Here is a 25753-nt window from a genome sequence, read left to right on the forward strand (position 1 = left end):
GCCCTACCCTTCCTGCGAATTGGGCGGGAGGAACGGCGGATTGCCGGGCAGCGGCGCGGTGCCCGCCGGCGAGAGCTGCTCACCGGGTCCCGGTGGCGGCGGCGGTCCCGGCAGCGGCGGCGGCAGCGGCGCGCGGCTCGGGATCGGCCCCGGCGGGGCCGGAGCCCCCGGCGGACCGACCGGCACGGTGCGCGCTCCGGGCGGGCCCGGCACCAACGGCACCGGTGTGCCCGGCACGTTCGGCGGCAACTGGCCGGGGATGCCGGCACTCGGGACCCCCGGTGTCGGTCCGAGTCCGTGCACGTTCGGATCCGAGGTCTGCACGCCCACCGGCGGGGCGAACCCGCCGGGCACCGGACCGTAGGGTCCCTGGCTGAGCTGTGCGCACGGCAGCGGATTGCCCGGGCGGGGCAGGCCGTCGGCGGGCGGGGTGTACGAGCACGGCGATCCGGGCGGGACGGCGGGGCCCGGGAACTCCGGGGTGCCCTCGGTCACCTGCGGTGCGGGCGGCGGGGCGCCGTTCTCGAACCGCTGCCCGTTGGGATCGGGGAACTGGAAGGCCGGCAGTCCCGCATTGCGCCAGAACTCTTCCGGGTTGATGCCGCGCTTCTTGAAGGCGGCGTCGACGAAGGGCTGCAACAGGGTCGGCGGCAGCAGGTTGGCCAGCATCACCTTGAAGTACGGGCCCGACGCCAACGCCTCGGCAAGGGAGGTGATGAACTTGCCCGCGATGGACAGCGTGTCGGCGAGGTCCTGCTTACGTTCGTTGAGCGTGTCGCTGATGGTGTTGAGCTGGGTCAGCACCTTGTTCAGATTCGGGTTGTCCTGGATCAATCCGGAAACCTGTTGGGACACACCCGAAATCCGCTCAAGGAGCATGTTCACCGCATAGCTGCGCTCGTTGACCGCGGCCAACAGGGTCTGCGCGTTGACCAGCAGGGCGTTGACCTGGCCGCTGCGGTCACCGAGCACGGTGGCGATCTTGTTGGCGTTGGCGAGCAACTGCTTGAGCTGCTCGTCGCGCTGGCCGAGGGTGTCGGAGAACCGCTGCACCCCTTCCAGGGCCGCACTCAGGTGCGGGTAGGTCTGGTCGACCGTCTCGGACAGCACGTTCAGGGACTGCTTGACCGCCTGGGTATCCCAGCCCGCCGTGCCCTGCGTGACGTCGAGGAACGCGTCGTAGATCTGATACGGCGTCTGGGTCTGTTCGACGGGCAGGAAACCACGCGGTTCGAGGATCTCGTCACCGCGGGGCTCGATCTCGATGTTCTTGCGGCCCAACACCGTATCGGTACGGATCGCGGCCCGGCTCTCGGTGCCGATCTGCATCCCGCCGAGGGTGTAGCCGATCTCGACGCGGTCGCCCTCGATCTCCATGCTCTGCACGGTCCCGACGTCGACGCCGGCGATGCGCACCTTGTCACCGACGTTGAGACCGCCGGTGTCGTTGAACTGGGCGTAGTACTCCGGCACCGCGAACAGCATCGGCACGGTGGTGATGGAGGAGCCGACGCCGATGACCAGTGCCACGGTCACCACGCCCATCAGACCCTTGCGGATCCGGTCGTTGCCCTGGATGGTCCTCATTGGGGGGTGCACCTTCCCGTCGGCTGGGTGGTGACCCGCACCGTGCGGACCGGCCCACCCGGCTGAAGACCGTTGAGCCGCAGGGAGAGATCGCAGGCGTAGAAGTTGAAGAAGTCACCGTAGATGCCACCGGCGCGGCCGATGATCTTCAGCGAGGCCGGGATCTTCTGCACGATGTCGTCGACCTGGTCCAGCTGGTCGACCAGCGGCTGCTGGATGGTCTCCAGGTAGCCCAACGAATCACGCAGCAACGGTCGGTTGTCGGCCAGCAGGTCCGACAACGACCCTGCCGCATCGCTGATATCGGCCACCGACGCACCGATCGGATCGGCCCGGTTCTTCAGTCCGGTGATCAGCGCCTCGAAGTTCACCAGGGTGTCGTCGAGCTGCTTCTGGTGTTTGACCGTGGTGTCCAGCACGGTGTTGAGGTTGGTGATCACCTCGCCGATCGCCTGGTCACGGTCGGCCAGTGCCGAGGTCAACTCGGCCGTCTGGTCCAGGATGTTGTTGATGGTGCCGCCCTGGCCCTGGAAGATCGTGATGATCGAGTTCGCGATGTTGTTGACCTTGTTGGAGTCAAGGGATTTGAACAACGGACGGAAGCCACCGACGAGCGCGTCGAGGTCCAGCGCCGGCTCGGTGCGCTCCAGCGGGATGGTGCTGCCGGCGGGTAGCACGGTATTGCTGTCACCGCGTCGCAGTTCCACGTAGCGGTTGCCGATCAGGTCCAGATACCGGATGGCAGCGGTGGTTTCGGAGAACAGTTGCAGGTTGCGCTCGACCTCGAAGTCGACCCGTACCCGCTGCCCACCGTCGATGAGGGTGACGCCCTCGACCTTGCCGACCTCGACGCCGTAGGCGCGCACGAACTGGCCGGTGCGCAGGCCGCTGGCGTTCTCGAAGATCGCCGAATATCCCGTCGTGCGGTCGAACCGCAGTTGGGCGAACACCACGAAGATGACCGCGGTGAAGGTCAGCAGCACCGCGGAGATGGCGCCCAGCTTGAAGAGGGTTCCCTTGATGCTCATGGGATACGCACCTGTCGAATAATCGCGTCGCTCATGGGTTGATCGTGTTCTCCCCCACCTGGCGTCCCCAGACGTATTCCTGCATGATCGGCTGTCCGAGTTCGAAATGGTTGTACGGCGCGAGGCTGGCACCGGTGTCCATCACCAGGTACGGCATCGGCCACAGGTCACGGGTGATCGGCTGCCAACACCCCGGGCGTCCGCCCGGTCCGCCGGTGGCATTGACGCGAGGAAGGTTGTCGGGGAACACATACGGGTTGCCCACACCGACCACCGACGACTTGGTACGCAACGAGTAGCCGTTACCGCCGAGGGCATCGGCCAGCTTCGGGGCGCTGTCGTGGTAGTTGCGGATGGTGCAGAACAGCGCCGGGCTGTGGTAATCCAGCAGCTTGGAGGTGGGCAGCAGGTCCTGGGCGCCGCGGACCAGGTACGGGCCGCCACGCTCGAAGATGTCGGCGCCGGTGTTGCCGAATCCGACCGCGGCCATCAGCGCCTGGTCGATATTGCCCTGCTCGGCGTTGAGTGTCTGCGCGGTGGTCACCGCGTTGGTCAGACCGTCGAACAGGTCCGGTGCGGCGTCGGAGTACACATCGGCCAGATTGGCCAGCCCCGTCACGTCCCGACGGATCTGCGGCATCCGCGCATTCAGCTCGCCAAGGATGTCGTTGCCGTCGACCAGCGACTGTCCGAACTTGTCGCCGAGCCCGTCGAGCGCCTGGGCCGCCGCAGTCAACGTCTGGTTCAGCTTCACCGGGTCGATCTGCTGGGCGATCTTCATGATCGTCTCGAACAGCGTGTTGAACTCGGTGGTGGTAGCGGTGGCCTGCACGGTGTCCCCACCGGACAGTCGCTGCGCCGACGGATCGGGCGGCGAGAGGAAGGAGATGTACTTGTTGCCGAAGACCGTGGTGGCACGCAGCTCTGCCTGCACGTTGGCCGGGATCAGCGACAGGTACTTCGGGTCGACGTCGAGGGTCAGCTTGGCCTGCGGGACGTCACCGACGGTGACGACGCCGGACTCGGCCAGCCGCCCGATCGGCACACCGTTGAAGGTGACCTTCGATCCCGGATCCATCGCCAGGCCCGCCCGCTCGGCCATGACCGTCAGCTGCACGCGCTTCTCGAAGTAGCCGCGGAACTGCAACCAGGTCAGGGTAAGGACGAGTGCGCACACGAGAAGCAGAACGACACCGGCGACCTTGTAGGGCGGCGTCTTCGGCTTGACCAGTGGTGCGGAGGGCTGGGTCATGGCTACACCGTCAGGTTGAAGTTCGGGTCGGTGCCGTAGAGCGCCAACGAGGCGAGCAGGACGACCAGCACGATCGCGATCAGTGAGGTGCGCATCGAGCGACCGACCGCCTCACCGACACCCACCGCGCCGCCACTGGCGAAGAAACCGAAGTAGCAGTGGTTCAACATGATGATGATCGACATGATGATCACCTCGAGGAACGACCACATGACGTCATCGACCCGCAGGAACGTGTGGAAGTAGTGCTCGTAGGTGCCGACCGACTGCGAGTAGAACACCGTGGTGACCAACTGGGCGGACAGGAACGACAGCAGGATGGCCATCGCGTAGAGCGGGACGATGACGATGGCCCCGGCCATCAGGCGGGTGGACACCAGATACGAGATGGACTTGATGCCCATCACCTCCAGCGCGTCGATCTCCTCGCTGATGCGCATGGCGCCGAGCTCGGCGGTGGCTCCCGCGCCGACGGTGGCGGCCATCGCCTGGCCGGTGACCACCGGGGCGACGACGCGGATGTTGGCCAGGGCGGCGAAGAAGCCGGTGAAGGCCTCGACGCCGATATTTCCCAGTGACGCGAAACCCTGGATGGCGATCAGCGAGCCCGCCGAGAGGGTGACGAATCCGATGATCGCGACGGTGCCGCCGATGACGGCCATGGCACCGGTGCCCATGCCGATCTCGGCGACCAGGCGCAGCGACTCGCGGCGGTAGTGCTTGAACGCATGCGGCAGGTGCCCGACCGCCTGCACCACGAACCAGGCGACGTGGCCGATGCTGTCGAGGAATCGGCCGGGCGCGCCGGCGTATCCGCGGGTGCGGTCGAACGCCCGGGGGAACCGGGACCGTAGAACTGCGGCTGTACTCATGCGCGGCCTAGCCTCCCGTCCCGAACCGGACACCGATCGTCGTCAGCACGACGTTCACCGCGAACAACGCGACGACGCACAGCACCAGCGTCTCGTTGACCGCGGTGCCGACACCCTTGGAACCGCCCGCCACGGTGAGCCCGCGGTAGCAGCCCACCAGCCCGGCGATCAGACCGAACAGGGTGGCCTTGATGACCGAGATCATGACCTCGGGGAAGCCGGTGAGCAGCGTCAGCGTCGCGACGTAGGCGCCGGCGTTGACGTTCTGGATGTAGACACCGAAGAAGTACCCGCCGACGAGGCCGATGGTGATCACCGCGCCGTTGAGCAGGAAGGCGACGAACGTGGCGGCAACCACGCGGGGGGCCACCAGTCGCTCGATGGGGTCGATCCCCAGCACCTCCATGGCGTCGATCTCTTCGCGGACGGTGCGCGCACCGAGGTCGGCGCAGATGGCGGTGGACCCGGCGCCGGCGACGACGAGCACCGTCACCAGCGGTCCCAGCTGGGTGACAGCGCCGAGGGCGGCGCCGGCACCGGAGACGTCGGCCGCGCCGAATTCGGCGAGCAGGATGTTCAGCGTGAAGATGATGAGCACGGTGAGCGGGATGGAGACCGCCAGCGTGGGCAGGAAGGCGACCCGGATCAGAAACCAGCTCTGAAGGATGAATTCCTTCCACTGGAAGGGCCTCGTGAGGAGCGCTTTGCCGGTCAGGACGCACATCTTGAAGAAGCCGCCGACCATGGTCAGCGGTTTGTCCAACTGGTCCTTGACGTAGTCGACCAGGCCGTTGCCCGCCGTCACAGCGTGACCACCGAGGCGAGTTCCAAGTGCGGCGGAACTAGCTGCACGCCCCCTCCTCTACTCTCGCGGAGCCCCGTCTCCATGACCTGTGACATCGCCCTACCTACCGGTCGGTAGTAACTCGGACCACAGGACTGTACCCGATCGGTGACCAGGCAGGTGACGCATCGGCTCTATTCATATCGCAACTGTTAGCAAATTCGATCTCGGCGGCGAGACACCGGGTTCTGTGGTAAACCCGTTGGCTCGACACGCCTTTCGCCCGCGTCAATCTTCGCTCAGCTGCCGAACATGGTTCGTAGTTCGGTCTTGAGCACTTTGCCCGACGGATTGCGGGGCAACGCCTCGACGATCTCCAGGGCCTTGGGGTGCTTGTATCGAGCCAACCTCTCGGTGAGGAAATCGTCGAGTTCGGCAAGCGTCAGAGCGCTCTCGGGCGGCTCGCCGGACCGCGCCGCCAGAGCAACCACGGCGACCGGAACCTCGCCCCACTTCTCGTGCGGCCGGCCGATCACGGCGACCTCGGCAATGGCCGGATGAGCAGCCAAGACGTTCTCGACCTCGGCGCAGTAGATGTTCTCGCCGCCGGAGATGATCATGTCCTTCTTACGGTCGACCACCCAGATGTAACCCTCGTCGTCCTGGCGCACAAGGTCCCCCGAGTGGAACCAGCCCCCGGCAAACGATTCTGCGGTGGCCTTCGGGTTGTTCCAGTAACCGGCCATCAGGGTGGGTGCCCGGTAGACGATCTCGCCGACCTCGCCGACCGGCACGTCGTTCATATCCTCGTCGACGATGCGCGCCGAGACCGTCGGGATGACCTTGCCCACCGAGCCGAGTTTGCGAATTGCGTCCTCGCCCAACAACATACACGTCACCGGCGACATCTCTGTCTGGCCGAAGGCGGCCAGGATGTTGGCGCCGGGGAAGGTCTGCGCCATATCCTTCAGCAACGTATCGGAGGCCGGCGCCGCGCCCCAGGACAACACCCGCAGCTTGAGGTTCCTCGGCTGCGCGCGTTGGGCGGCGCAGACCGCCTGCCACTGCGCGGGGACCAGGAAGATACCGGTGACCTCTTCGGCCTCCAGCACGTCCAGAAGCGCACCCGGATCGAACGCGCCGAGCGGATAGACCACCGTCGGCCTGCCCAGCAGCAGGCCCGGGATCATGTTCCCGATACCGGCGATATGGAACAGCGGCACACCGATGAAGCCGACATCGTGGTTGAGGTCGGCACCGTTGGTGAACAGGTGGGTCAGTGACTGCCCGCTGATGTTGGTGTGGGTCAGCACCGCACCCTTGGGTCGCCCGGTGGTGCCCGAGGTGTACATGATCAGCGCGGGCGAATCGTTCGGGACATCTACCGGCCCGGGCGGCGGGTTCTGCTCGGCCAGCAGATCGTCGTATCCGAGGACACCGTCCTCGGTGCCCGCCCCGGCGACGATGACGGTGCTCAGGGTCGAGTCCAGGTCGCGAACCGCGGTGGCCACCGGCGCGAGCACCGATTCGGTGACCACCACCCGTGCCGCGCAATCGCTGACCAGGAAGGCGATCTCGGGTGGGGTCATCCGGAAGTTCACCGGCACCGCGATCGCTCCGAGCCGGTTGGCCGCGAGGAAGGACTCGATGAACTCGGGTCGGTTGAGCATCAGGATGAGCACGCGGTCACCGGCGGTGATACCGCGCTCGTGCAATGCGGCGGCCAGCGCATCGACCCGCCGGTCCAGGTCGGCCCAGGTGGTGGTCTGACCGAGGAAACGCAGCGCGGTCTTGTCCGGCTGCATCAGCGCATGGCGGGAGAGCTGATTGGACCAGTTCTGCTGCCTGGCCAGATAGGGCTGTTCGGTAGGCATCACGGACTGAGTGGCGGGCTGAGTTGCGGACTGGACTGTCACTGCAGAGGCTCTTTCGGTCGGCGGCCGCGCAACACGCTTGCGCAATGTTGATATTTGATCAAACATTATGTCGTCGAGATCACACTATGACGCCGACCCGCTTCTGGACAAGCTTTTCACCGCCGCGATGAACCGGCGCCCGAGACCGTCGGAAAGGACCCAGCGCACCCGCATGAACGCACCCGCCAAACTGGGTCCCGCCCGCCGCCGCGAACAGCTCTCCGACGAGGTGGCCGGTTATCTGCGGGTCGCGATCATGTCGGGAACGCTGCGGCCGGGCACCTTCGTGCGGCTCGACGAGACCGCCGCCCAGCTCGGTGTCAGCATCACCCCGGTCCGCGAGGCACTGCGGACCCTGCGCGGCGAGGGCATGGTGCAGCTGGAACCGCACCGGGGGCACATGGTGTCACCGTTCACCCGCGATGACATCGCCGACATCTTCTGGCTGCAGGGCGCCATCGCCGCGGAGTTGGCCGCGACGGCCGCCCGGCGGGCCACCGATGCCGATATCGATGAGCTGGAGCGGCTCACCGAGGACTTGGACGCGGCCGTCCGCGGCGGAGAGGTGGAACCGATAGCCCGCGCGGAGTTCCACTTCCATCGCGCGTTCAACCGGACGACCAATCGGATGAAGCTGGCCTGGTTCCTGCTGCACGCCGCGCGCTACCTGCCACCGCACATCTACGCCTCCGACCCGACGTGGGGGCAGGACGCGGTGGTCAACCACCGACAACTGACCGCGGCCATGCGTCGCCGCGAGGTCGACGAGGTGGTGCGACTGACCCGCAGCCAATTCGACGACGGGGCGCGGCGGCTGACCACCCTGCTCGACAGCCTCGGGCTGTGGACCTGACCCGCGCCTTTCGAGCCGGAGTGAGCGTCAGGCCAGCTGCTCGGCGCGCTTTTTCAGGTTGTTCGCCAGGTGCTCCAGCGCATCGTTGACGACCTTCTTGATCATCATCGCCGGAACGCCCGGCATATCGACCTCGACGTCCATATCGACGGTCAACAGGCTGGCCGGGCCCATGTCGACGACGGCGAAGAGCTGCTCCTGCTTGGAGAACAGATTGCCCTGCTGCATCACGGTCTGGATCTGTCCGTCGGCGGGGTAGTAGACGGCCTGGATGTAGCTGCCCTCCATGCCCTGGATCTTGGTGTCCAGCCGCAGCTGGCTCGGCCGGCCGTCGTCATAGCGGGCCAGGATCCACGCGCCGGTGACCTCTTCGTTCCACTGCGGGTAAGCCTCGAAGTCGGCCACGATCGCCATGATGGTGGCGGCGGGTGCGGCGACCTCGACGGTCTTGCTGACGATCGGCATCGGGCGAGCATAGCGAGTCGGCGAATGGCTCAGCCGTATCAGCCGCCGAATCAGCCGCCCAATCAGCCGCCCTGTCAGTCGGGCGTCGCGTCATGAACAGCCGACTGCAGCAGGGCGCGTACGGCTTCCGGGATGGGTACCGGGCGTCGGGTCAGACGGTCGACGTAGACGTGTACCCAGGAGCCGACCGCGGCGGGCCGCGCATCCAGCACCGCGGCGGGCCGTGCATCCCCTGGCGCCCACAGTCCGGTGCGATAGGTGACGCTGCTGTTGCCCAACCGGGTTACCGCAAGACCGACCACCAGGTCGGCAGGGAACTGCAGTTCGGCGTAGTAGCGACAACTCGATTCGGCGACCACCGCCAGCCACGGTGCGGCCATCGCGTCGACACCGGCGCTGCGTCCGATCCAGGCGTTGATGGCGGTGTCGAAGAGTTGGTAGTACACGGCATTGTTGAGGTGTCCGAACATGTCGTTGTCGGTCCACCTGGTCTGCACCGGCCAGTGAACTCCGAAGTCCGCGCTCGTGTACTCCATGCGGCAAGCATGTCAGGCTGGCACCATGCACATTCGCGGCGCAGTCCTGGAGTCCATCGGCGCGGCCCGACCGTATTCCGCATCCCGCCCGATCGCCGTGACCGAGCTCGAACTCGCCGATCCTGGCGACGGTGAACTGCTGGTACGCATCGAGGCCGCGGGACTGTGCCACTCGGACCTGTCGGTGGTCGACGGCAACCGGATCCGCCCGATCCCCATGCTGCTCGGCCACGAGGCCGCCGGCATCGTCGAGAAGATCGGCGGCACATCGGATCTGGCGCCGGGCCAACGCGTGGTGATGACCTTCCTTCCGCGCTGTGGGCAGTGCCAGGCATGCGCGACCGACGGTCTGGCCCCGTGTATCCCCGGTAGCGCGGCCAACGGCGCGGGCACACTGCTCAGCGGCGCGGTCCGGCTGGCCCGCCCGGATACCGAGCAGGTGCTGCACCATCTCGGCGTATCCGGATTCGCCACCCATGCGGTGGTGGACCGGCGCTCGGTGGTCCCGGTGGACGATGATGTGCCCGCCGTGGTCGCATCACTGCTGGGCTGCGCGGTGCTCACCGGCGGCGGGGCGGTCCTCAACGCCGGGAAGCCCAAGCCTGGCCAGACCGTCGCGATCGTCGGTATGGGTGGTGTCGGGATGGCGGCCATGCTCACCGCGCTGGCGCATGATGACGTGCGGGTCGTCGCGGTGGACCGGCTGGCGGACAAGCTGGCGCTGGCCCGCGAGCTGGGCGCCCATGCGGTGTCCACACCCGAGGAGGCCGATTTCACCGCCGAGGTCGTCATCGAGGCCGTCGGCCATGCGGCCGCGCTGGAGACCGCCATCGGGCTGACCGCCCCCGGCGGGCGGACCATCACCGTCGGGCTGCCCGCGCCGGACGCCCGAATTTCGTTGTCTCCGTTGAGTTTGGTGGCCCAAGGGCGGACGTTGATCGGCAGCTACCTCGGTTCGGCGGTACCGGCCCGCGATATCCCGCGCTTCGTCGAATTGTGGCGGGCCGGAAGGCTTCCGGTGGAGAAACTGGTGTCGGCGACGCTGACCCTCGACGAGATCAACGCCGGAATGGACGCCCTCGCCGACGGCCTTGCGGTGCGCCAGATCATCGAGTTCTAGCCTCAGATCGGCAGGCCGACCCGCTTGCCGACAGAGCGCACCACCGACCACGCGCCCGGGGCGCCCTTGACCAGCGGCCAGGTGACCAGTGCGATGGCCACCGAGGCGACGCTGACTGCCAACGAGGTGGGCACCCGGACGGGATCCATCAGGTCGTTCTCGGCGAACGGGCCGGCATCGGCGGACACCATGTGCGGGGTGAACTTGCGCAGCGAACGTCCGCGCAACGTGTCGACGGCCTTCAGGATCGAACCGCGTGCGCGGATCTCGGCGCGGACGCTGTCCAACGGCAGCCGCAGATGCTCGGCGAGCAAACCGTCGCGCATATCGGCGATATGCGCGCGGATATCGTCGCGGTCCGGCGAATCCTCCAGCGCCAGATCGCATTCGCTGTCGAAGCCCAGCGATCTGTTGTTCAGGTTCGACGATCCGATGCGCAGGAACCGATCATCGATGACCACGACCTTGGAGTGCACGTAGAGCGACTGCCCGCCGGGCACGGCAGGCCAGTAGACCCCGAGCCGGTCGTGTTCGTCGGCCTCCCACAACAATCGGAGCATGCGTTCGCGCGCGCTGTCCATCGATTCGCGTTCCAGCGGGCTCTCCGAGGTACGCGGCAGCACGACGATCACCTCGGGTCCGTTGCGCTCGCGCAGGCGGTCGGCGAGGGCCTCGCAGATGCCGCGGGAGGCCAGGTACTGGTTCTCCAGGTAGATGATGTCGCGCGCCGCCGCGATGGCGGCCAGGTTCAGGGCCTCCACCTCGCGGACCTCCTCGCGCTCGGGCAACGAGGGCAACGTGCGGGCGATGCCCACTTCGACGTGTCGCAACGCCGGTTCGCAGTGCTTGGGCCAGACACTCGCGCCGGGTCCCAGCGGCGGCAGTTCCTCCCCGGTGGCCTGTCGCCAGCGGTCGCGGGCCAGTTCGCCGAACGCCTGGGCCGCTGGTCCGTCGACGACGGCGGCGACCTCGTGCCGCGGACCGTACGATTCACCGGCGCCGCGGCGCCCGGGGTTGTCCGCGTCGTGGTCGCGGGTGTCCCACCGGCCCAGCGTCAGATCGATGCCCCCGCAGAAGGCCACCGCGTCGTCGATCACCACGACCTTCTGATGATGCACCGCGCCGGTGGGGTGCGCGCCGTCCACGGCCAGGTGCATCCGTTCGGAGGTGATCCGGTTGAGCCACTCGACCGGGACGATGCTGTACCAGTAGCGCTCGAAAACCGACAGCAGCCTCAGGTTCGTCTTGAGCACGTACACCTTGAGGTGCGGGCGACGCCACAGCAGCCAGAACAGGAACGGTCCGAGCTGGTTGGGGCCCGGCAGTGTGCCGCGCCCCGGTTCGAATGTCGTCCGGGCATCGAAGTCCCAGCCCACCAGCAGGATCCGGTTCTCCGCACCCAGCATCGCCGACTTCACGTGGGCCAGATAATCCGCGCCGTCGATGATCGGCGCGAAGCGTTCCGCCTCCACCGTGCGCCAGCACGTGTCCCCTTCGACCAGCAGTCGCTGCTCGGCCATAGTCATCTCCTCCGCCTGCACTCACATACTGAGTCGGCGTACGGGCGGCCCTAGGCGCGCGAAAGAGATGCGAAACACATCAGCGGTTTACCCAATATCGTGCAAATCGATACCGTCCGTGACCAGCATCTCGGCGTAGCGGCGGGCATCGTCGGTGAGTCGGGTGAGGACCTGGTCACCGGGTATCTCCATCGGCGTCAGGCTGTTCTGCTCGTTGAAACGCTGGTAGGCCGCACTGGCGAAGGTCGACTTGAGACCGGCGACCAGCGGAGCGGTCACCTCGGCGGGGGTGCCCTTGGGCACGGTCATGAAGCGGTACTGCGAGACCACCACGTCATAGCCCAGCTCACGGGCGGTCGGGACATCGGGCAGCAAATCGATCCGCTCGGGGCTGAAGACGTTGAGCGCGACCAGCTTGCCCGAATCGATGTTCTCGATCGCCTCCCCCACGTGGATGACGGCGATATCGACGTCGTTGGCCAGCAGAGCCGCCAGGTTCGGGGCCCCGCTGTCGAACGGCACCGCCTGGGAGAGCACCCCGGCACCCTTCATCAGCAGCGCCCCCGACAGTTGCGCTCCGGTACCCACCCCGGTGGTGCCGTATCGCAGCGGCCGCTGGGCCGTCTGCAGATCGGTGATGGTGCGCAGGCCCGTCTGCGGGGTGGTCACCAGAACGTAGTTCTCGCTGGAAATGCCGTGTACCACGTCGACGTCATCGATATGGCGGACCTTGTCCGGGGCCACCGCCAGCGGTGTGATGGTGTACAGCGATGCGTTCTGGATGGACAGCATCGTGCCGTCGGCGGGCGCACCGGCGAGATCGGCCGCCGCGGCGGCGCCGTTATCGCCCTGGCGATTGGTGACGCGGAACGGCTGGTCGAGATCGGCGGCGAGTCCCTTGGCGACGGCACGGCTGATCAGATCGCTGGACCCGCCCGCGGCATAGCCGACCAGCATGTCCACCGCACCGGCGGGCCAGATGCCCTCGGCCGCACTCGAGGCATCGGCGGGCGCACCGTCACATGCGGTGACCACCAACGCGGCGGCCGCCGCCAGCGCGGCCAGTGAACGAGTGGCAGACATCCCCATGAGGGCCCTTCCGGAAGATCGTCGATCGCAGGTTTTGACGGTTACGTCAGGAAGCGTACGCGCCGAGTAGCTACCGTCCGACCATTCCGTGTCGAATCAGAACCAACTGCTCTGCATATCCAGCGTCGTACGGTCCATGCTGGCCAGCAAATCCAGTTGCGGATACACCTTGGGCAACTCATAGCGGTAGAAGAACCGTGCGGCCTGCCGCTTGCCTTCGTAGAAATCACCATCTTTGGCAAACGCGACCAGGTTTTGCTCCAGCCAGATCCACGCAATCACGATATGACCGAAGGCCTCGAGATAGACCGCACTGTTTGCCATCGTCACCGCGGGGTCGTCACCGGCGAACATCGCGGCGGTCACCTCGACCAGACGCTGCCACGACGCGGCCAGCTGCGCGGCCATCGGGTCATCGCCGGCCCGGGCCACCGTGTCGGCGATGCGGTCCGCCAGAGCCGTCATGGCCGCCCCGCCGTTCTGGGTGACCTTGCGACCCAACAGGTCCAGGCTCTGGATTCCGTGGGTGCCCTCGTGGATCGGGTTGAGCCGGTTGTCCCGATAGTGCTGCTCGACGTCGTACTCGCGGGTGTAGCCATAGCCGCCCAGCACCTGGATGGCCAGGCTGTTGGCCTCCAGGCACCACTGCGAGGGCCAGCTCTTGGCGATCGGGGTCAGGATGTCGAGCAGCTCGCGTTCACCGAGGTCGGTGAGCTTCGCGCAGTACAGGGCCAGCCCCAAGGCACCCTCGACATAGGACTTCTGCGCGAGCAGCATCCGTTTGACATCGGCATGGGCGATGATCGGGACCTGCGGGGTGGCCGGGTCCTTCACCAGGCGTCCCTGGGGCCGTTCGCGGGCGTAGTCCAGCGACTTGAGGTAGCCGGTGTAACCCAGTGCCACCGCGCCCATCCCGACCCCGAGCCGCGCCTCGTTCATCATGTGGAACATGTAGGCCAGCCCGCGATGCGGTTCACCGACCAGATACCCGACCGCGCCGTCGAAGTTCAGCACGGTGTTGGTGATGCCACGTTGCCCCATCTTGTGGTTGAGCCCGGAGATAGCCACCGCATTGCGCGCACCCACCGTGCCGTCGGCGTCGACGATGTACTTGGGCACGATCAGCAGCGAAATACCCTTGGTTCCCGCGGGGCCGCCGGGGATCTTCGCCAGCACCAGGTTGACGATGTTCTCGCTCATCTCGTGCTCGGCGCCCGAGATCCACATCTTGGTGCCGTACACCCGGTAGGTGCCGTCGTCCTGCGGCTCGGCACGCGTGGTGATATCGGCCAGCGAGGAACCGGCCTGGGTTTCCGAGAGCGCCATGGTGCCGGTGAATCGGCCTGCCAGCATCGGTTTGACGAATCTGTCGACCTGCTCGGGGGTGCCGAATTCCGCGAGCAGGTTGGCGTTGGCGATGGTCAGCATCAGGTAACCCGAGGTGCTGATGTTGGCCGCCGAGATCCAGGCGAACCCGGCCTGGGCGACGGCGGTCGGCAGCTGCGCGCCACCGAGTTCGGCGTCGAAGGACATCCCGACCAGATCGGCCTTGGCGAACGCCTCCAGCGCCACCTTCACCTCGGGGATGACGGTGACGGTGGTGCCGTCGAACGTGGGCTCGTTGGCGTCGCTGAGCTTGTTGTGCGGCGCGAAGTACCGTTCGGCCAGCTGTTCACACAGTTCCAGCACACCGTCGAACGTCTCCCGGGAATGGTCGGCGAAACGCGGCAGCGCGGTCAACTCCTCGACCCGCAGCCATTCGTAGAGCAGAAAATCCAGGTCGCGCCGGGACAGGATGGTGGACTTCATATCGCCAGGCTAACCCCCGCTCAGGCGGCCGCTATCTGCTCCGACCTGAGCTCGCGCAATGCGGTGCGCAGTCCCCGGCGCCGGCCGGTGGCCGGATCGATCCCGAAGGATTCCCGGACGCCGTCGCGGATCCGGAATTTCAGCTCGGAGTTGGTCTCCGGGGCGTCATCCGGGGTGGCCTTGAGGAATCTGTTCGGCAGGGCCAGTTTGGCGATCGTCCACCACGACTGGCTGTACTGACGCGCCAGCGAGCCCGTCGTGTAGGGCAGGTCGTACTTGTCGCACAGCGCCTGCACCTTCACCGCGATCTCGGAGTACCGGTTGCTCGGCAGATCCGGGAAGAGGTGGTGCTCGATCTGGTAGCAGAGGTTGCCACTCATGAAGGCCATCACCGGCCCGGCATGGAAGTTGGCCGATCCCAGCATCTGGCGCAGGTACCACTCACCACGTGTTTCCCGCTCGAACTCCTCGCGGGTGAATTTCTCTGCGCCGTCCGGGAAGTGGCCGCAGAAGATCACCACGTACGCCCAGTAGTTGCGGATCAGGTTGGCGACCGCGTTGGCGCCCAGGGTGTGCTTCCAGTTGGGTCCCGACAGCGCCGGGAAGATCACGTAGTCCTTGCCGACCTGCTTGGCGACCTTCTTGCCGATGATGCGCAGATCCTTGCGGATCTCCGCCATGGTCTTCTCGCCCTTGCGCCACTTCGTGGTTTCCACGCCGTGCAGTGCGACGCCCCATTCGAACAACGTGCCAAGCAGGAAGTTGTAGAGCGAGTTGCCGATCATCCAGCGCTCCCACGGCTCGTCGCGGGTGAGCCGCATGATGCCGTAGCCGATATCGTCGTCGAGGCCGATGACATTGGTGTACTTGTGGTGGATGTAGTTGTGCGACTTCTTCCAATGCACGGCCGGCGAGGTGGTGTCCCACTCCCATTCGGTCGAGTGGATCTCCGGGTCGTTCATCCAATCCCACTGGCCGTGGATGATGTTGTGTCCGAGCTCCATGTTCTCGATGATCTTGGCCGCGCCCAACATCGCGGTGCCCGCCGCCCAGCAGATCTTGTTGCGACTGTTGAACAATGCGATGCGTCCGCCGACGGCAAGCGCGCGTTGCAGCTGAATGGACCTGCGGATGTAGCGGGCGTCGCGCTCGCCGCGGGATTCCTCCACCTCGGCGCGGATCGCGTCGAGCTCACGTTCGAGTTGGTCGACATCGTCGGATGTGAGGTGGGCGTATGCCTTGATATCGGTGATGGCCATGCGATTCCTCCTAGACGTTGATGGTGCAGTCGCCGGACGCGGCCGAGACGCAGGTCTGGATCCGGTCACCCTCGCCGTGCTCGGCACCTGACCGGAAGTCGCGCACATGCCCGGATTCCAGTGGCAGCACGCAGGTTTGGCAGATTCCCATCCGGCACCCGAAGGGCATCTGAATGCCGAGGCGCTCGCCGGCCTCCAGCAGGGACGTGGCGCCGTCGACCTCGATCGTCTTGTCCGAGATCGCGAAGGTCACCGTCCCGCCCTCACCGCCCTTGTCGGTTCGGTCGATGACGAATCGCTCCATGTGCAACTGGTTTTCGGGTAAGCCGGCCGACGTCCAGACCCGCTCGATATCGTCCAGCATGGCCGGTGGCCCGCATGCCCAGGTGGGCCGCTCAGTCCAGTCCGGGACGATATCGGCCAGCCGGTCCAGATCGAGGTGCCCCATCCGGTCGGTCATCTGCAGGTGCAGCCGGTAGTCGGGCCTGCCGTCCTGCATCTCGATCAGCTCATCGTGAAAGATGACATCCTGCGGCGACGGCGCCGAGTGGATGTGAACGATATTGCTGGTCTGACCGCGCTGGGCGATGGACCTCAGCATGGCGATCACCGGGGTGATCCCGCTGCCCGCGGTGACCAGGAGCATCTTCACCGGCGGCGGATCGGGCAGGGCGAACTGCCCCTTGGGTGCCGCCAAGCGAACAATTGTTCCCGGTTTCACACCGTTGACGAGGTGGGTGGACAGGAAGCCCTCCGGGGTGGCCTTGACGGTGATCGAGATCAGCTTGCCGTCGCGTTCGGGCACCGAGGTCAGCGAGTAGGACCGCCAGTGCCACCGGCCACCGACCCGCAGGCCGATCCCGACGTACTGACCGGGCTGATAGTCGGCGGCGAAACCCCACCCCGGTTTGATGACGACCGTGGCCGAATCCTCGGTCTCCCTGCGGACATCGACGATCGCACCGCGCAGTTCGCGGGCGGTCCACAGGGGGTTGAGCATCTTCAGGTAGTCGTCGGGCAGCAGCGGAGTGGTGGCCCTGGCCGCCAGCCCGCGGATCATGTTGATCGTGGAGCCGCCCTCCGGCGACGCCGTCGCGATATCACGCGCGGGCTTCTGACTCCATTTCGTCAGTCCGCGAAGATCAAGTGAACACATGTACACCCAACTACCCAGGTGCGACGCAGTTCACACATCGACTTTCGCGCCGTCAGCGGATGGTGCTGACCCCACCGTCGACCGGGATCACGGTGCCGGTGACATAGCTGCTGGCACGGCTCGCCAGGAAGACCGCGATACCGGCCATATCGTCGGGCTGCCCGACGCGTCCCAGCGGCAGGGCCGCACCGACGGCCTCCTCGCCCGCCGACAACAGCACCTTGGTCATCCGCGACGGGAAGAGCCCCGGCGCGATGGCGTTCACCAGGATCTTGGGCGCCAGTTCGCCGGCCAGGTGCTGGGTGAGCGTGTGGACCGCGGCCTTGCTGGCGGCATACGAGAAGTTGTTGCGACCGCGTTCGGGCACGTGGAAACCGTCGACGCTGCCGGTGTTGATCACCCGGGCCGGGTCGTCGTCGGTGGCGGCGGCGGTCAGCAGCGGCACCAGCGCGCGGGTCAGCAGGAAGACACCCTTGACGTTGACGTCGAAGACCCGGTCGAACCCCGACTCGGGGAATGTCTCGAAGGGCTCGCCCCAGTTGGCGCCCGCGTTGTTGAACAGCGCGTGGACCGCGTCCTCCTTCGCGGCGACGGCATCGGCGAGGGCCTGGATGCCCGCCGCCGTACCGAGGTCGGCGGAGATGCCCTCGACCTCGCCGAGGGCCGACAGTTCGGCCACCGACGCGTCGAGTTCGGCCTGTTTGCGCGCGGCCAGGTACACCTTGGCCGCACCGGCCTGCAACAGACCGCGGGCCATCATCACGCCGATACCGCGGCCACCGCCGGTGACCACGGCGACCTTGCCGTCGAGGCGGAACAAATCGGTCATTGCAGGTCCCCTCATCTACTGGGCCCCGCCGAGCGGCTCGGCCGTGCGCACTGCCTCGTCGCGGATCAGTCCCCGCAACAGTGCGGTGCTGAACTCCACCGCGATCTCCTGGGCGGTGCGGCGGCCATGCGGGCGCAGCCACCGGTAGGCGCCCAGGGTCATGCCGATATAGCCCAGCGCCAAGACATGCGAGTCGGAGTCGAAGAACTCACCGCTGGCGATCCCCCGGTCGATGACATCACGCACGTGTTCGTACACGGTGGCCTCGGCGGTCCGGATGTAGGCGACCTGCTCTTCGGTGAACCACTCCGAGATGTACGGGCCCTCCTGGAAGTAGACGGCGGCCGCCTCCAGGTCGTTGGCGATGCCGGTGAGCAGCCGCCGGGTGAAGTGGTAGATGGTCTCACGCGCGGTGGCCGTCGGATCGTCGTGCAGGGCCCCGACGGTGAAGTCGGCGGTCCGCTTGTAGATGTCCCAGAGGATCAGCGATTTGCTTGCGTAGTAGTGGTACACCGTGGCCTTGTTCAGGCCCACGGCGTCGGCGACATCGTCCATCCGGGTGCCGTGGTAGCCGCGGGCGGCGAAGAGCTTGGCGGCGACCGCCAGCAGTTCGTCGCGCCGTGACGAACCGTTGGATGCGGCTTCGGTGGACATGGCAACTCGCTATCTGCAGACCCGGACGACCCGGGGTTGACCAATCAACTGGTTGGCCAGTGTAGGCAATGGGGCGGTTTGACTGTCCGGGGATCGCCCAGTGGGTTTAGACTTCTGCCAAACAGGGCTTGCTGCGGCGGAGGCGACTATGGATCCTAATCCCGATTACGACATCAGCGACGAGGGCGAGTTCTTCTTCAGCTGGCTGGCCTGGGGCCTGCGCGGGGTGTACCCCCCGCCGGCGTATCCCCCGGTCTAACGAGACGTCAAAAAGCACCCGCACGTGACAGCGTGCGGGTGCTTTTTTGGCTCGACGCTCAGGCCGCGGCCGCCTTCACGGCCTCGCCGACGGCATTCCTGAGCTCGAGGAACTCCGGGGACCGTCGCAGCTCGTCGGCGTCGACGCCGGTGCGGGGCAGCTCCGAGGGCAGGTCCAGGGCGATCTTGCCGGGCCGGCGGGTCAGCACCACGATGCGCGAGCCGAGGAACGCCGCCTCGTCGGCGCTGTGCGTGACGAACACCGTGGTGCGGCGCGACTCGGCACTGACCTGACGCACATCGTCCTGCAGCCGCTCGCGGGTCAGTGCATCGAGCGCGGCGAACGGCTCGTCGAGTAGGAACAGCGGTGTCTCGGCGGCCAGCGCGCGGGCGATCGCGACGCGCTGCTGTTGCCCGCCGCTGATCTCCCAGATCTTTCGGTCGGCGGTACCGTCCAGCCCCACGCGCTCGAGCAACTGCTCGCGGCGCTCGGCGCGCCGTTCGCGCGGCACCTTGGCGTACTTGAGTGCGAGGTCGACGTTCCCGCCGACGGTGCGCCACGGGAATAACCGGGGTTGCTGGAACACCACACCGGAGGTGACCCCGGGTGTCGGCGCCGAGCCGCCGACCTGCACCTCGCCCTCGCTGGGGGATTCGAACCCGGCGATCAGCCGCAACAGGGTGCTCTTCCCGCATCCGGAGGCACCGACAAGGACCAGGAACGCCCCCGGTTCCACGTCAAGGTCCACCGGACCCAGCGCTGTCACCTGGTTGGCACCGCTGCCGTAGCGGTGGGCCACGTTGGCGATGCGTAGCCCGCCCGCCGGCTCAGCCTCCCGTGATGACACCGGGAAGCCCCTTCACATAGATGGCGTCCTGGAAGGTCTTAAGGTCCGCGGCCGACGGAATCTGCTTCTGATCGGCAAGGAACTGCGAGGCGCTCTGCAGGTTGGTCGCGATATTGCCCGGCGCCCCTTCCGATCCCAGCCACTCGGGCGAGGCGACGGCGGCGGGGGTCAGGTACACACCCTGCTTGAGCTGGCCGGTCACCTCGGTGTCGGGCAGACCGATCTCGGCCGCGATCGCCTTGGCCGCCGCGGCCGGATCGCCGGATATGGTGTCCAGCGCGCGGGCCTGCTGCTGACGCCAGGTGTCGACCACTTCGGGATGTTCTCGGGCGAACGCATCGGCGACCACACCGAGATCGAGGGTCGGCTTACCGTCGGCGGCCAGCTGGCGGCTGGTGATCAGGTCCTTGCCGGTCTTGCGCAGCTGGTCCAGGGTCGGCAGCCAGGTGTATGCGGCGTCGATATCCCCGCGCTCCCAAGCCGCCAGGATGGCCTGCGGCTGCAGGTCGATGAGCTGTACATCGTTGGGCGACAGGCCATTCTGCGCCAGCGCTGCCAACAGGCTGTAATGCGCAGTCGAGGCGAACGGCGTGGCGATCCGCTTCCCGCGCAGATCGGGGATGCTGTTGACCCCCGCATCGTTACGCGCGATCAGCGCCTCGTTGTCACCGGCGACATCCAACACGAAGGCCACCTTGTAGGGGATGTTCAGCGGTGCCGACAGTCCCCTTGCCACCGGGCTGGAGCCCAGCGCCCCGAAATCGAGTTCCTTGGCGATGAACGCGGTGTTGACATCGGCACCCGAATCGAACTTGATCCACTTGATGTTGAAGTCGGGCAGCGCCTCTTCCAACCATTTGTTGTTCTTGACGATCAGGTCGCCGCTGGGGAAGGTCTGATAGCCGATGCGCAGCGTGGGCTTGGCCGGGTCGCTTCCGCCGCCGCCGGATCCGGAGTTGTCCACCGCGCAGCCGGCCAGCGCGATCACGCTCGCGGCGGCCACTGCCATCAGGGATGTGAACTTCATAGCTTTCAGACCTTTCCAATCCAGGGGACGGCACGCCGTTCCAGCGCCCGCAGCAATCCGTCGATGACCAGACCCGAGAACCCGATGGCGAAGATCCCGACCAGCACGACAGGGGTGTTGTTGTAATTACTTGCGTCCTTGACCAATCCGCCGATACCGGGGATTCCGTTGAACAGTTCCGCGGCGACCACCGACGAATAGGCCATGCCGACCGCCAGCCGGATACCGGTGAAGGTCTCCGGCAGCGCCGCGGGCACCACGACATCGCGGATCACCTGGGCCCTGGTCGCCCCCAGTGCACGGGCCGCCTCCTGTAACCCGACCGGCGCCGCGGCGACGGCGGCGGTGGTGGCCACCGCGGCAGGTGGCAGGGCCGCCAGGGCAAGCAGCGTGATCTTGGGCGCTTCGTCGATACCCAGCCAGATGACGAGCAGGAAGAAGTAGGCCAACGGCGGAAGCGCCCGCAGGAACGTCAGCCACGGCTCGAGCACACTGCGCAGCCAGCCCACCGATCCCATCGACAGACCCAGCAGCACGCCGATCACCACACCGATGACCACGCCGGCCAGCACCCGGCGCAGCGTCATGTAGAGGTGCTCGTAGAGCAGGTAACCGGCGTAGCCGCGCACGCCGTCATGCGTGGTGGAGACGTCGACGAACGCGCGCCATACCGTGCTCGGGTAGGGCACGAACGTCTGGTTCCAGATGCCGGCGCTCGCGACCACCTGCCAGACGGCGAAGAACACCAGCACCGACAGCAGCGGCAGCCCGGCCTTGGTGAGGACGGCGCGCAGTCGGTGACGGGGCACCGCGGGACGCGGCGAGTCGATGGCCGACGGGTCGGGCACGATATCGACGAAAACGGACACTGGCGGCCGACTTTCTGTTGCTGGAAACGGACTGAACGGACGAGTTCAGCAGCAACAGCAGGGGTCGGCGGACCGCGTCGTGTTCACCCGCGTATTGCTACCCGGGTGGGGACGGTGGAAGAAGGTCTGGAATCGAGCTGAGTTTTATCCGCGCTGGGCACGCGCCAGCGCGCCGGCCAGCCACGGCGGTACATCTCGGCGTCGCCAGGCCGCAGCGGTGGATGCCGCCGCGGCCGCGGACACCGCCGCCGAGCGTGCACGGGTACCCGCGGCGACAGCCCGCAGCCGCTCGCGCAACGGCACCGCCGGCAGCTGGGCGGGTTCGGGCAGCCACGGTTGCACGGCCGGGGCGTTCGACACGGCGGCCAGGCCCAGCTTTTCCCGATAGCGCTCACCGCAGGACTGGCAGTGCACCTCGTAACGCACCAGGCTGCGGTCGTTCTCGATGAATCGGTAATCGGCCACGGACACACAGAAGGGACAGCGGGCCTGCCCGCGTTCGATCACCATTTCCATGCCCAACATGGTGGGACGCGCGCCGGGCCCGCCGACATGGTTCGCCCCATGTCGATACGCGTTCGCCGCCCATCCGAGACCGAAACCGCTCAGCGCAGATTGTCGACCCGCCGCGGACCGTCACCGGCGGTCGTGTCGCCGACATCGGCGCCCTCGTCCCGCTTGCCGGTCTTGACGTCCGGATCCAGCTTGTCGATGCGCTTGCTGCGCTCCTCGAGCTCCTCCTGCTGCTCGGCCACCGTCTGCTGATGCGATGACGCCCGGTCGGCCAGCCTGCGCGCCTCGGCCGCCTTGGCCTCCGCCTCGGCGGCGGCCGCTCGCGCCCGCGCGTCGGTCTCGTCGGCCAGCGCCTGCCGCTTGGCCACCTGTTCGCGCTCGGCCTCGAGTTCGGTGCGCATCTTCTCGGCAGCGACCCGACGGCGCTTCTGCCGGGCGACCAGGGCCAATCCCACCACGATCGCGATGACCACCACCGCGGCAATGACGATCCACAACGTGTTCGTGTCAGACATCTTCGCTCCTTGCTGGGCTACGGGCGCCGCGCTTATCGACGCGTGCGCTAATTCCGGGTGCCCAGCCGACCGCGCGGCGAAACGCCGCGCGCCGAGCTAGCGACGGCCGTTACGGCCCCTGGACGTGCTGACGAGCAGCGTCACGACAACCGTCACGGCGACCAGCGCGGCGATGATGACGATCACTGTTTCGATATCGGACATATGAGTTCCTTCGTCAGGTGATGCCCCGGATTATCTTCCGTAAGCCTGTCCATTACCTGGATGCCCAGGAATCCGGTGAATGATGGCCGGGTGACGACAGTGACCGGTCGGTTGTGGCGGGGCGGGCAATCCCACGACGACGAATTCACCTTCGAGGCGATATCGGACTACCTGGCATCCGAGGACCGCCTGGTGTGGGCCGATATCTACAACCCCGACCACGATGCGCTCGCGGCGCTGGCCGCCGAACTGCACCTGGACATGTGGGCCGTCGAGGATGCCGTGGCGCCCAAGGAGCGGACCAAGGCCAGCGTGTACCGCACGCATACGTTCTTCACCGTCTACGCCGTGGACATCCTCGGCACCGGTGAAGACGAATCCATCACCTCCACGCTCGTCAAACACCGCATCTCGGCGTTCGTGCTGCCCCGTGGACTGATCACGGTGCGCCTGCCCGCGGTCAATCACCCCGAGGTGCCCTTCGACATCCGCGAAGTGTCCGAACGCTTCGACGAACTCGGCGGCCAGCAGTACGGGGTGGGCGCCCTGGTACACGCCCTGCTCGACGTCGTCGTCGACGGGCACTTCGACGCCGTGCAGTCCCTCGACGACGCCATCGAGGGACTGGAGGACGAGCTTTTCGACGAGAGCGGTCCACGGCGCGGATTGCAGCGCCGGACCTTCCGGCTGCGCAAGGAACTCGTCGAGCTGCGTCGTGCGGTGTTGCCGATGCGCGAAGTGGTCGGTGCGATCCAGCACCGGCGCCTCGACGGGGAATCACCGACGAGCGCACCGTCGCTGGACTCGCTCTACGCCGACCTGTACGACCACGTGCTGCGCGCATCGGAATGGACCGAGTCGCTGCGCGACATGGTGACCACCGTGTTCGAGACCAACCTCTCCCTGCAGGACGCCCGGCTCAACACGGTGATGAAGAAGCTGACCAGCTGGGCCGCGATCATCGCGGTGCCGACAGCCATCACCGGTTTCTACGGGCAGAACGTGCTCTACCCGGGCATCGAGACGGCGGCGGGGTTCATCACCAGCTCGGCGCTGATCGTGGTGCTGGTCGCCATTCTGTACGTGATGTTCCGCCGACGGGACTGGTTGTAGCCGACCGCTGTGAGCTGGCGCACGTCCGCGCGCCGTGTTTCGCGTGTTTGCCCACGCTGGGCGACGACAGCTGACCGTTCACCGCATGAGGGGCATACGCGCAATTCGCGGGCAAATGCGAGACTCTTCCGATGATCATCGGCATTCCGCGCGAAACTCACGCGGGCGAGACACGGGTCGCGGCGACGCCTGCGACCGTTGGGCAAATCATCAAACTGGGTTATGACGTCGTCGTAGAGTCCGGCGCGGGCGCGGCCTCGAGCTTCTCCGACGCCGCCTATGTAGAGGCGGGCGCCGACATCGGCACCACCCAGGAAGCACTGTGGGCCGACGTCGTACTGAAGGTCAATGCCCCCGACGACACCGAGATCGCGGCACTGAAGGACGGCGCGACGCTGGTCAGTCTGATCTCCCCGGCGCTGAAGCCCGAACTCGTCGAGAAGTTGTCGACGCGCCCCATCACGGTGCTGGCGATGGACGCGGTGCCCCGCATCTCCCGCGCGCAGTCGCTGGACGTGCTGTCCTCGATGGCCAATATCGCCGGCTACCGGGCCGTCGTCGAGGCCGCGCACAGCTTCGGACGGTTCTTCACCGGCCAGGTCACCGCCGCGGGCAAGGTGCCGCCGGCCAAGGTCCTGGTCGTCGGCGCCGGGGTGGCCGGTCTGGCCGCCATCGGCGCCGCGGGCAGCCTCGGCGCGATCGTGAAGGCCACCGACCCGCGGCCCGAGGTCGCCGACCAGGTGAAGTCCCTCGGCGGCGAGTACGTCTCCGTCGATCCGGCGGCCGCCGAGGTGTCGGCCACCGGTTACGCCAAGGAGATGGGCGAGGATTACAAGGCCCGCGAGGCGCAGCTGTATGCCGAGCTGGCCAGCGAGGTCGACATCATCATCACCACCGCCCTGATCCCGGGTCGGCCTGCGCCGCGGATCATCACCGCCGAGATGGTCGCCTCCATGCGCCCGGGCAGCGTGATCGTGGACATGGCCGCATCCAACGGCGGCAACGTCGAGGGCACCGTCAAGGATCAGGCGATCGTCACCGACAACGGCGTGACGATCATCGGCTACACCGACCTGGCCGGCCGCCTGCCCGCCACCGCGTCGCAGCTATACGGCACCAACCTGGTGAACCTGCTCAAGCTGGTGACCCCCGAGAAGGACGGCCGGCTCACCCTCGACTTCGAGGACGTCGTCCAGCGCTCGGTCACCGTGGTGCGTGACGGCGAGGTCACCTGGCCGCCCCCGCCGGTTCAGGTGTCCGCGGCACCGGCCGCCGCGGCTGCTGCCGCCCCGGTCGAGAAGCCCGCGCCCAAGGCACCGATGTCGGCCCAGCGCAGGCTCGGGCTGACGTTCGCCGGGGCGGCCGCGTTGTTCGCGTTGATCGCCATCTCGCCGGCCGCACTGCAGGTGCACCTGGTGGTGTTCGCGCTGGCGATCGTCATCGGTTACTACGTGATCAGCGGTGTGCACCACGCGCTGCACACCCCGCTGATGTCGGTGACCAATGCGATCTCGGGAATCATCGTCGTCGGCGCGCTGCTGCAGATCGGCACCGGTGATCTGGCGATCACCGTGTTGGCCACCATCGCGATCTTGCTGGCCAGCATCAACGTCTTCGGTGGTTTCGCGGTGACCCGCCGCATGCTCGCGATGTTCTCCCGCAGCTAGGGCTGCCCTC

The 25753-nt window shown here is 66.8% G+C and carries 24 protein-coding genes; 4 read left to right on the plus strand and 20 right to left on the minus strand.

Annotation, left to right across the window (positions count from 1 at the left end; all coding sequences use genetic code 11):
- Nucleotides 1-3 precede the first annotated feature (3 nt).
- From FBY28_RS13435 to fadD5, 6 genes are all read right to left on the minus strand, one after another.
- Nucleotides 4-1587: a virulence factor Mce family protein gene (locus FBY28_RS13435; protein ID WP_141867503.1), complete on the minus strand. Its 1584-nt coding sequence runs from the start codon at nt 1585-1587 to the stop codon at nt 4-6.
- Nucleotides 1584-2615, minus strand: coding sequence for an MCE family protein (locus FBY28_RS13440; protein WP_141867506.1), 1032 nt, complete (start codon nt 2613-2615; stop codon nt 1584-1586). Before FBY28_RS13440 ends, FBY28_RS13435 begins: the two co-directional genes overlap by 4 nt.
- Before the next feature lie 31 nt (nt 2616-2646).
- Entirely contained in the window at nt 2647-3867 is a 1221-nt protein-coding gene (locus FBY28_RS13445; protein ID WP_141867508.1) for an MCE family protein, read from the minus strand.
- Nucleotides 3868-3869: 2 nt separating this feature from the next.
- On the minus strand, nt 3870-4739 hold the full coding sequence (locus FBY28_RS13450) for an ABC transporter permease (RefSeq protein WP_019514186.1): 870 nt from the start codon (nt 4737-4739) through the stop codon (nt 3870-3872).
- A gap of 7 nt (nt 4740-4746) precedes the next feature.
- Entirely contained in the window at nt 4747-5544 is a 798-nt protein-coding gene (locus FBY28_RS13455) for an MlaE family ABC transporter permease (RefSeq protein WP_030133966.1), read from the minus strand.
- Nucleotides 5545-5822: 278 nt separating this feature from the next.
- Nucleotides 5823-7397 (minus strand): fatty-acid--CoA ligase FadD5, encoded by a 1575-nt coding sequence (gene fadD5, locus FBY28_RS13460; protein ID WP_141867510.1) that lies wholly within the window; start codon nt 7395-7397, stop codon nt 5823-5825.
- 214 nt (nt 7398-7611) lie between these two features.
- Between fadD5 and FBY28_RS13465 the strand changes: the two genes are divergently transcribed.
- On the plus strand, nt 7612-8292 hold the full coding sequence (locus FBY28_RS13465) for a GntR family transcriptional regulator (protein WP_174241622.1): 681 nt from the start codon (nt 7612-7614) through the stop codon (nt 8290-8292).
- A gap of 27 nt (nt 8293-8319) precedes the next feature.
- Here FBY28_RS13465 and FBY28_RS13470 read toward each other — a convergent pair whose 3' ends face one another.
- Nucleotides 8320-8757: an SRPBCC family protein gene (locus FBY28_RS13470; protein WP_141867514.1), complete on the minus strand. Its 438-nt coding sequence runs from the start codon at nt 8755-8757 to the stop codon at nt 8320-8322.
- A gap of 74 nt (nt 8758-8831) precedes the next feature.
- Entirely contained in the window at nt 8832-9293 is a 462-nt protein-coding gene (locus FBY28_RS13475; protein WP_141867516.1) for an acyl-CoA thioesterase, read from the minus strand.
- A gap of 25 nt (nt 9294-9318) precedes the next feature.
- Between FBY28_RS13475 and FBY28_RS13480 the strand changes: the two genes are divergently transcribed.
- Entirely contained in the window at nt 9319-10413 is a 1095-nt protein-coding gene (locus FBY28_RS13480) for an alcohol dehydrogenase catalytic domain-containing protein (RefSeq protein WP_141867517.1), read from the plus strand.
- A 2-nt stretch (nt 10414-10415) separates the two neighbouring features.
- Here the strand turns inward: FBY28_RS13480 and FBY28_RS13485 are convergent, their stop codons facing one another.
- From FBY28_RS13485 to FBY28_RS13545, 12 genes are all read right to left on the minus strand, one after another.
- Nucleotides 10416-11933 carry a phospholipase D-like domain-containing protein gene (locus FBY28_RS13485; RefSeq protein WP_141867519.1) on the minus strand — a complete coding sequence of 506 codons (1518 nt, stop codon included), beginning with the start codon at nt 11931-11933 and terminating at the stop codon, nt 10416-10418.
- Between the two features lie 87 nt (nt 11934-12020).
- Nucleotides 12021-13016, minus strand: coding sequence for a tripartite tricarboxylate transporter substrate binding protein (locus FBY28_RS13490; RefSeq protein ID WP_141867521.1), 996 nt, complete (start codon nt 13014-13016; stop codon nt 12021-12023).
- Nucleotides 13017-13118: 102 nt separating this feature from the next.
- Complete coding sequence (locus FBY28_RS13495; RefSeq protein ID WP_141867523.1) at nt 13119-14831, minus strand: acyl-CoA dehydrogenase; 1713 nt, start codon at nt 14829-14831, stop codon at nt 13119-13121.
- Between the two features lie 20 nt (nt 14832-14851).
- Nucleotides 14852-16090, minus strand: a complete 1239-nt coding sequence (locus FBY28_RS13500) for a fatty acid desaturase family protein (protein WP_141867525.1) — start codon at nt 16088-16090, stop codon at nt 14852-14854.
- A gap of 10 nt (nt 16091-16100) precedes the next feature.
- A complete protein-coding gene (locus tag FBY28_RS13505) occupies nt 16101-17246 on the minus strand; it encodes a ferredoxin reductase (RefSeq protein ID WP_174241623.1) in 1146 nt (381 codons plus the stop codon).
- 52 nt (nt 17247-17298) lie between these two features.
- Entirely contained in the window at nt 17299-18075 is a 777-nt protein-coding gene (locus tag FBY28_RS13510; protein WP_019514173.1) for an SDR family oxidoreductase, read from the minus strand.
- A gap of 15 nt (nt 18076-18090) precedes the next feature.
- Nucleotides 18091-18729: a TetR/AcrR family transcriptional regulator gene (locus FBY28_RS13515; RefSeq protein ID WP_141867529.1), complete on the minus strand. Its 639-nt coding sequence runs from the start codon at nt 18727-18729 to the stop codon at nt 18091-18093.
- Between the two features lie 317 nt (nt 18730-19046).
- Nucleotides 19047-19835 carry an ABC transporter ATP-binding protein gene (locus FBY28_RS13525; RefSeq protein ID WP_141867531.1) on the minus strand — a complete coding sequence of 263 codons (789 nt, stop codon included), beginning with the start codon at nt 19833-19835 and terminating at the stop codon, nt 19047-19049.
- The gene (locus tag FBY28_RS13530) at nt 19816-20862 is read right to left on the minus strand and encodes a taurine ABC transporter substrate-binding protein (protein ID WP_141867533.1); all 1047 of its coding nucleotides are present in this window, start codon (nt 20860-20862) and stop codon (nt 19816-19818) included. Before FBY28_RS13530 ends, FBY28_RS13525 begins: the two co-directional genes overlap by 20 nt.
- 5 nt (nt 20863-20867) lie before the next feature.
- Nucleotides 20868-21731, minus strand: a complete 864-nt coding sequence (locus tag FBY28_RS13535; protein ID WP_141867535.1) for an ABC transporter permease — start codon at nt 21729-21731, stop codon at nt 20868-20870.
- Nucleotides 21732-21875: 144 nt separating this feature from the next.
- Nucleotides 21876-22247, minus strand: a complete 372-nt coding sequence (locus FBY28_RS13540; RefSeq protein ID WP_141867537.1) for a hypothetical protein — start codon at nt 22245-22247, stop codon at nt 21876-21878.
- Between the two features lie 89 nt (nt 22248-22336).
- Nucleotides 22337-22759: a hypothetical protein gene (locus FBY28_RS13545; RefSeq protein WP_141867538.1), complete on the minus strand. Its 423-nt coding sequence runs from the start codon at nt 22757-22759 to the stop codon at nt 22337-22339.
- A gap of 294 nt (nt 22760-23053) precedes the next feature.
- Between FBY28_RS13545 and FBY28_RS13550 the strand changes: the two genes are divergently transcribed.
- The gene (locus FBY28_RS13550) at nt 23054-24076 is read left to right on the plus strand and encodes a magnesium transporter CorA family protein (protein WP_141867540.1); all 1023 of its coding nucleotides are present in this window, start codon (nt 23054-23056) and stop codon (nt 24074-24076) included.
- A gap of 131 nt (nt 24077-24207) precedes the next feature.
- Nucleotides 24208-25743, plus strand: coding sequence for a Re/Si-specific NAD(P)(+) transhydrogenase subunit alpha (locus FBY28_RS13555; RefSeq protein WP_141867542.1), 1536 nt, complete (start codon nt 24208-24210; stop codon nt 25741-25743).
- The last annotated feature ends 10 nt before the right edge of the window (nt 25744-25753 follow it).

It is taken from the genome of Arthrobacter sp. SLBN-53 (genome assembly GCF_006715585.1).
GTDB classification, from domain to species: domain Bacteria; phylum Actinomycetota; class Actinomycetes; order Mycobacteriales; family Mycobacteriaceae; genus Mycobacterium; species Mycobacterium neoaurum_A.